Genomic DNA, 7,176 nt, shown 5'->3' on the forward strand with positions numbered 1-7,176 from the left:
CACATCAACGATCGAGCATGCCGACAGTCACATGATCAACAGCTTTTGTTAGAGCCAGTAAGAGGCGCTCCAGAGGGGTTCGCGGCCGAGGTAACGCAGGAGGACCGCCACGTCGTCGTCGCCCTCGTCGGGGGCCAGGGCGGCGGTGTACGCGCCGCGGGGGCGCAGCGGCTCGACGATCTCCCTGGCGACCTTGAGGAGGGGGCGGGCCAACTCGGGCGTGAGCGGCGACGGCCGGCCCGTCGCCCGGGCGATGTCCCAGGCGTGGACCGCTGCGTCCAGCCCGCACGCTGCCGAGCCGGACCACGGGGACAACTTGTGCGGCGGTGGCGGCACGGGCACCTGGGCGGCGTCCGGGTCGGCCCCCGCCCACGCCTTCGCCGCGCGTGCCAGGGCGTCCTCCAGGAACTCCGCCGGGTCCACCCCCTCCATGTCGCCCGATGGGGCGAAGGGGTTGAAGTCGGGGCCGGGTTCGCCGGTCAGCGCGGCGGCGTAGCCGATCTGGTCGCCGACGGCGTGCTGGAAGACCTGGGCGACGGTCCAGTCCGCGCAGGGCGTCGGCAGGTGCCAGCCGTCGGCGGGGACGGCGCGGACCGCCGTGCGCAGTGCTTCGTGGGAGGCGTCCAGGACGTCCCAACCGCTGGAGATCACGTCATCGCTCATCGGAGAGCCCCCATTCGTGGTGCCCTCACAGTGATGAAGGTTGTTGTCATGCGTCCACTCTCGGCTTGTGGCGACAGGAGAACCAGTGCCCTCTGCGACGGGAGGACTGCCAGTACCAGGCACAACGAGGTGCCGGGCCTGCGCCGGGGCCGGCCGGTCACGGCCGCAGTCGATCCGCAAGCAGGCCGCGGCGAAGAACCGGCCGGCGGACCTGATCAGCATCGGGTGGGAGAAGGCCGTGGAGGCCGGGCTGGAGCTGCTCGAGTTCTCCACCTTCGACGAGATGGCCTCGAACGCGGTGATCTTCCACAACGCCCTGGACATCGCGGAGATCGTCTGCCATCTGTTGGAGGAGGGTTGGGAGATCGCCCCCGGAGAACCTGGCCCGCATCTCGCCTTACCGGACCGAGCACATCAACAGGTTCGGCGAGTACTTCACCCACGAGTTCGGCATCCAGTCCGAGGCGTACGGGCCGAAGCCCGACGTCGACTTCACCTCGCTGCCTGAGCAGGACCTGACCACCGTCGGGTTCGGCCGGGCCGTTTGAGGCGAGCTGATGGGCTGCGGAAGTTCTGCACGCGTACCGGCGGGCCGTGCTCAAGCCCTCGGTATGACGATCGTTATAGGTCGATGCAGTCTCCCCCTATAGCAGTCGTTATAGGAGGGGGTTGTGACTGTCATCGCCGTGAACACTTCGAAGGGCCGTCTGAGCCTGGAGCAGCGCCGCAAGCTGGCCGAGACACTGACCGACGCGGTGCTCGTGCCCGAGGTGGGGCAGTTTGCCCCCGCCCGCGCGGGGCGGGTTCCAGGTGCACTTCGTGGAGCACGAGCCGGACATGATGGCGATCGGCGGGCGGCTCGTGGCGGACGCCGGACCGGACGCCGACGTCATGGTGATCGACGTGGCGGTGATGGACGGGGACTGGCGCCAGGAGGTCCGGACCCAGGTCGTAGAACGCCTCCTGGCAGCGATGGCCGATGCCTGCGGGCTTGCCGAGCCGTCGCCCGCTTGGTGCGTCGACTTCCGTGTCATCGACGAGGGAAGCTGGGGCTCGCGCGGCGGAGTGCTGTCCCTCCTCTCCCTCCTCGACACCGGCGTGTTCACCGAGGAGAAGGCCAAGGCCATCCGCGCCCGCCTCGGCGCCTGAGCGGACTCACACCAAAGCCCCCGGCGATCAACGGCCGGGGACTCGGGTGTTGGTGCCTGCCCTTTATGCGGCGGCGGTGATGAGTTTCTTGAAGTCGGCGTACATCTCGTCGGCCGCCGCGTCCACGGAGGGGATGAAGGTGTCGAAGGGGAGGAAGGCGTGAATCAGCCCGGGGGTAGCGGTGCAGGAGTACCGTCACCCGGCCGCGCGAAGGTCCTCGGCATGAGTTCGCCACTCTGGAGCCCTCGTCCGTGCCGGGCACGCCCCGAATTCAGGGGTGGATCACCAGGCCATCTCACCGTGACGGTCGCGGAAGGTTCCGGTCGGCCCGTCCGGTCCGATGGTGGCGAGTTCGACGATCGCGTCGGTGCCCTCGGTCACGGTCTGCGGGCCGCTGTGCCCGTTGAAGTCGGTCGCTGTGTAGCCCGGGTCGGCCGCGTTCACTTTCACATCCGGCCAGGACTTCGCGTACTGCGTGGTCAGCATGGTCACCGCGGCCTTCGACGCCGTGTAGAGCGGCGCGAGGTTCCTCGACTCGACGCGCTCGGCGTCGTGGGTGGCCGCGAACGACCCCATGCCGCTCGACACATTGACGATGACCGGGTGCGCGGACTTGCGCAGCAGCGCCAGGAATGCGTGCGTGACCCGGACGATCCCCACGACATTGACTTCGAACACCTCGCTGGCATCAGCGGCCGTGATCTGGTCGGCGGGGTTGTGCGTCCCGAAAATACCTGCGTTGTTGATCAGGACGTCGATGCCGCCCTCGCGGGCCTCGATATGGGCGGCGGCAGCGGCCACCGATGCGTCGTCGGTCACGTCGATCTGGACGAAACGGGCCCCGAGTGCGTCGGCGGCCGCCTGGCCGCGCTCCGGATCACGAGCGCCGATGAGGACGGTGTGGCCGGCCTCGATCAAGCGGCGGGCGGTCTCATACCCGAGGGACTTGTTGGCTCCTGTGATGAATGTGGTCGTCATGCGTCCACTCTCGGCCCGTGGGGAGAGGCCAGCCAGTGCTCTCCGTGACGGTAGGACAGCCAGTACCAGGCACGACGACGGCCCGGCGGACACAATGGCCGAGTGGACGAGACCCTGGGCACGGCACTGCACCGCTGGCGCGACCGCCTTTCTCCCGCCGACGTCGGACTGACCTCACGGCCCGGACGACGCGCGGTGGGGCTGCGACGCGAGGAACTGGCAGAACTCGCCGGCCTGTCGGTCGACTACGTGGTCCGCCTGGAACAGGGCCGTGCCAAGAGCCCTTCGGCACAGGTCGTCGCGAGCCTGACCAGGGCACTGCAACTGCAGCCCATGGAGCGCGATCACGCCTACCGGCTGGCCGGCCTCCTGCCTCCCCAGGAGGGAACGGTCTCCACGCATGTTCCGGCCGGGGTCCAACGGATGCTGGCCCGCCTCGGGGAGTTCCCCGTGGGCGTGTTCAGCGCCGACTGGACCTTGCTGTCCTGGACCCCCGCATGGTCAGTACTGATGGGCGACCCCAGCGCACGGACACACGACGACCGCAACCTGGCACGAGCGGTCTTCGCCACAGGGCCCAGCCGGCTCGCGTCCTGGCCCGTGCTCCAGGACGACGACGCCCTGAAACCCGCCCTCGTCGCCGACCTGCGCACAGCTCTCATCGACTACCCCCGCGACCGCGGCCTGACCAACCTCGTAGAGGAACTGCGTTCGACCAGCGCGGAGTTCGCCCGCCTGTGGGACGAGGGCACGGTCGGCCCGCACGTCTCGGCCCGCAAGACCGTCGTACACCCCCAGGTGGGTGAGGTGATCTGCGACTGCGACGTGCTCACCGTCCCAGGCTGCGACATCCGACTCGTCGTCTACACGGTGGCCGCGGGTTCCACCGACGCGGAAAAGCTGGAGTTCCTACGGGTCACCAACGGTGTCCGCGCCGACGGCCCCACGCCTCCGGGGCCCGGCCTGTTCTCCACGCCGTAACGATCGGGCCAGCCGGATCTCGTCCAGCAAGCAGAGATCAGGTTTGCCAGTGAAAACGACCGCTCACGGCCACTTCGACTCGGTGTACGGCCGCAGGAACTTACCGCACCTTAAGGGCGGGGCTCACGGCGGCGATTCCCGACCTCCAGTGGACAACGGACAGCGCCAAGCCCTGTCCATAACTTGGGCTCGCCCACCCAGCCCGGCCGCAGATCCGGCGTGGGTACGGGAGTGCTCAGCATCGGTTCCGGCAGCGTCCACGTCACGCCGGATCCCTTCCACCCTGCGCTGCCCTGCCTCCTACGACCGGCCCTCGGTCAGCTGGGCGGCGGTGTCCTCGATCCACAGCAGTGCCCACTCGACGCCGGCCCACCAACCGGGATCCGTACCGTCGTACCGACCTTCGGCGTGGTACGGCAGCTCACGAGGCACTTCCTTCTATCGACGCCAGGTGATGACTTTCTCGCGCACCAGCAGCGGCTTGTCGTCCGGTCCTTTGACGTGCTCGTTTATCCAGATGGGGCGGTGGGCTTGTAGGCGTGGGTGCCATTGACGTCGCCAATGTCCCCGGACGACCCAGCGGTGAGACCACTCGACCTGACTCAGGGCGCATGGCGCCGATTTCTACCGACTGAGCCATCTGGAGAGGGCGACCTGCGGGCATGAACATCCCGTTCCCCACCGGCGCGACAGGCGATCCGAAGAACTGGCGCTCCTCCTCGCCAACGACAGGTCCGATCCATTGGATAAGGATTCCGTCATCGTGCTGTTCCTCGGCCCACTTGGTAGCTGGAAGGACTCGGTGGACGGGACGCCACCGCAAGCCGGTGAACGGGTGGTCATCCACGCACTCCTGATCGGCGCACCGAATCGTGAAGGGCTCAGCGAGCACGAGGAATCCATGACTCGAGGGCGGCTCCTCAAGGAGAACGTCTTCGTCAGACAGTGTTTCCTGTGCCGCTTCCGCGATGCGGACCATGTCTGGTGCCACCCAGTAGTTCTGCGCGATACGCAGACTGTCCAGCTCGTCTTGCGGCGAGTTGCTGAACCCCTGCTACGCGTAAGCCTCGGCTTCCATCTCCGCCAGCTCCGCAGCCGGCTTGCCGGCGAACCAACCTGCGAAGGCCAGCTTGATGTCCAAAGTCTCCTCGGGACGCATCGCCCTCCCTCCACACCGCAGTGCAGACACGTACACGGCAGGACATTCTTCAAGATAGGGTGTCGCGCGCGCAGTCGTTTGGACGATCACGGCCGATGCCGTGGGTCTGGCCGCAGCCGCAGGATCACCTGCCGCACTGAATCGACGACTGCGAAGGACCGATCTGACCGCCGCGCGATGTGTCTGACCCCCGGCATTGGCCGGAACAACTTCATGACGCGCACTCTGCTCCTGGGCGGGCAGGGGAGCGGCCGGGATGGCCGCAGTCCTCGGACTGCGGCCATCCGGGATTCACCGGCGGATCTGGATCGTGATAACGGGAGCCGCAACTGCAAGCAGAGCCAGTCCGACCGGCGCGGAGACCGTCAGGGCGATGACCGTGCCGCCCACGGCGCAGGCCGCCGTGAAACCGAAGGTCACCCACCCCAGGAACCGGCTGGACTTCTCACCGACTACCTCCGGGAGCTCAGCTCGCAGGCTGGGTTCGATCCGCTCTTCTGTTGTACGTTCCATTGACAGAGGTGCCGCCTCTTTCGCGATTGGGAGGCCCGGAGCACCAAGTGCTTGCCGGCGTCGATGCTCCGGAGCCCCCGATTGGACGCAGCCGGAGAAGCCCTCCAGGCCTTGAGGTCGGCACGGGCAGTGCGCAACTGATCAGTACCTGATGAGCCATCTTTTCGGGTCGCCGGGGGCGAGGTCGGCGTTGGCGGCTAGAAACGCCGGTGCCCGGCCGCTGTCGTACACCGGCACCCCGTCCTTGAACGCCACCGGCTTGCCCCGCGCTGCCCGGTCCGGGTCGGCGTCAGCGGCCGTCGGTAGCGTGATCGCCGTGATGGTGGGCACTGAAGAAACCCGGCTGGTCGTCGTGCGCGGCAACAGCGCATCGGGGAAGTCGTCCGTCGCGGCGGGCCTGCGCGAGCGGTTCGGCCGCGGCCTGGCTCTAGTGGGCCAGGACAACCTCCGCCGCATCGTGCTCCGCGAGCGCGACCGGCCCGGCGCTGCGAACATCGGCCTGATCGACCTGACCGCCCGCTACGCCCTTGACGCCGGGTTCCACGTCGTGGTCGAAGGCATCCTGTACGCAGACCGCTACGGCGACATGCTCGCGCAGCTGCGCGCCGACCACCGCGGCCCGACCCACGGCTACTACCTGGACGTGCCGTTCGGCGAAACCCTCGCTCGGCACGCCACCAAGCCGATCGCCGACGACGTCAACGAGACGCAGCTGCGCGACTGGTACCGGGAGCGCGACCTGCTACCCGGCGGCATCGAGACCGTCATCGGCTCCGACAGCGCCCTGCACGAGACCGTCGACCGCATCATGCTCGACACCGGCCTGGCCCACTTGCCCGCCGTGGACCGCTGACCGGAGCGCCGTCGTGACAGGTGTTGCGCCTACGTGCCGACATCAGTCGCGCCCCGCCCTGACCATGAGGCCGACCCAGGCGCGGCCGTACCGCGTCCAGCCCCGACCATGGGTCTGGCCGTGCCGCACTTCTGGGTTCTAGTGGTCGTTGCAACACCTCAGCTCAGAGGTGGCAATGGACGTCGAAGCTCGTGGTACCCGGAGGCCCCAGGGCAACAGGCCGTTGATCCAAGAACGGGAGACATACTTCCTACTTGTGGATCAAGGAATGAGCTTCGCCGAGGCTGCCAGGACCGTCGGTATCAGCACCCGCACCGGCGAGCGCTGGCGCAACGGACGAGGTGCCTCGGGTCGGATGGCCTATCCACCGATCAACGCGGCATCCGTCGCTGAACCGACCGACCCCTCGCGCTATCTCCGCGAGGCCGACCGCGTCCACATAGCCGACCGGCTACTGGAGAAGGCCACCATCCGGGCGATCGCCGCGGAGCTGGGCCGAAGCCCATCGACGATCAGCCGCGAAGTCCGCCGCAACGGCACCGTCCTGGCCGACCGGCGGCGCTTCCGCGCAGTCAAGAACATGGACGCCGTCCTTGCCGAGCTTCCCGCCCTGCTCACTCTCCCTGTCGGCAGCGAGTTCTCCCACACCGTGCCCGGGCATCGTCCCCGGACCTCGGTCGTTCCTGCGCTTGAAGCTCATCGTGCGTTTCCACCGTGTGCTGCGGCGCAGGATCGACCGGCGCCTCCACAGGCTGCTCACCACCGCTGTGACCACCGCGCGGCGCCGCTTCGGCGGGCCGGTCACCTACTCCGCGGCCACTACCTACGCAGACCGCCTGCGCAGCCTGGTCCGCGACCACGACAAGCCCGTCGTCATCAC

At 68.1% G+C, this 7,176-nt stretch carries 8 protein-coding genes and 2 pseudogenes; 5 read left to right on the plus strand and 5 right to left on the minus strand.

Annotated elements, in window-relative coordinates:
• Positions 1–48 precede the first annotated feature (48 nt).
• On the minus strand, positions 49–663 hold the full coding sequence (locus IE263_RS47835; protein WP_189944432.1) for a TIGR03086 family metal-binding protein: 615 nt from the start codon (positions 661–663) through the stop codon (positions 49–51).
• 819 nt (positions 664–1,482) lie between these two features.
• On the opposite strand from IE263_RS47835, the gene IE263_RS47840 reads away from it, so the two are divergent.
• On the plus strand, positions 1,483–1,812 hold the full coding sequence (locus IE263_RS47840; protein ID WP_229911587.1) for a hypothetical protein: 330 nt from the start codon (positions 1,483–1,485) through the stop codon (positions 1,810–1,812).
• A gap of 282 nt (positions 1,813–2,094) precedes the next feature.
• On the opposite strand, the gene IE263_RS47845 is transcribed toward IE263_RS47840, so the two are convergent.
• Positions 2,095–2,790, minus strand: coding sequence for an SDR family NAD(P)-dependent oxidoreductase (locus IE263_RS47845; RefSeq protein ID WP_189944433.1), 696 nt, complete (start codon positions 2,788–2,790; stop codon positions 2,095–2,097).
• 102 nt (positions 2,791–2,892) lie between these two features.
• Here IE263_RS47845 and IE263_RS47850 point away from each other — a divergent pair, with 102 nt between their 5' ends.
• Complete coding sequence (locus tag IE263_RS47850; protein ID WP_189944434.1) at positions 2,893–3,771, plus strand: helix-turn-helix transcriptional regulator; 879 nt, start codon at positions 2,893–2,895, stop codon at positions 3,769–3,771.
• A gap of 300 nt (positions 3,772–4,071) precedes the next feature.
• Here IE263_RS47850 and IE263_RS49680 read toward each other — a convergent pair whose 3' ends face one another.
• The 3 genes from IE263_RS49680 to IE263_RS47860 all read right to left on the minus strand — a co-directional run bounded on the left by IE263_RS49680 (position 4,072) and on the right by IE263_RS47860 (position 5,773).
• The gene (locus tag IE263_RS49680) at positions 4,072–4,203 is read right to left on the minus strand and encodes a hypothetical protein (RefSeq protein WP_268256154.1); all 132 of its coding nucleotides are present in this window, start codon (positions 4,201–4,203) and stop codon (positions 4,072–4,074) included.
• 1,018 nt (positions 4,204–5,221) lie between these two features.
• Positions 5,222–5,443 (minus strand): hypothetical protein, encoded by a 222-nt coding sequence (locus IE263_RS47855; RefSeq protein WP_189944435.1) that lies wholly within the window; start codon positions 5,441–5,443, stop codon positions 5,222–5,224.
• Positions 5,444–5,584: 141 nt separating this feature from the next.
• Positions 5,585–5,773 (minus strand): hypothetical protein, encoded by a 189-nt coding sequence (locus tag IE263_RS47860; protein WP_189944436.1) that lies wholly within the window; start codon positions 5,771–5,773, stop codon positions 5,585–5,587.
• Here IE263_RS47860 and IE263_RS47865 point away from each other — a divergent pair.
• The 3 genes and pseudogenes from IE263_RS47865 to IE263_RS49400 all read left to right on the plus strand — a co-directional run.
• Positions 5,763–6,296, plus strand: coding sequence for a P-loop NTPase family protein (locus tag IE263_RS47865; RefSeq protein WP_189944437.1), 534 nt, complete (start codon positions 5,763–5,765; stop codon positions 6,294–6,296). The two genes, IE263_RS47860 and IE263_RS47865, sit on opposite strands and share 11 nt — an antisense overlap.
• A gap of 175 nt (positions 6,297–6,471) precedes the next feature.
• Positions 6,472–6,840 (plus strand): annotated as a pseudogene (locus tag IE263_RS50390) (helix-turn-helix domain-containing protein); the annotation flags it as partial.
• A gap of 145 nt (positions 6,841–6,985) precedes the next feature.
• A pseudogene (locus IE263_RS49400) lies at positions 6,986–7,176 on the plus strand (hypothetical protein); the annotation flags it as partial.

The organism is Streptomyces aurantiogriseus (genome assembly GCF_014649375.1).
Classification (GTDB): Bacteria; Actinomycetota; Actinomycetes; order Streptomycetales; family Streptomycetaceae; genus Streptomyces; species Streptomyces aurantiogriseus.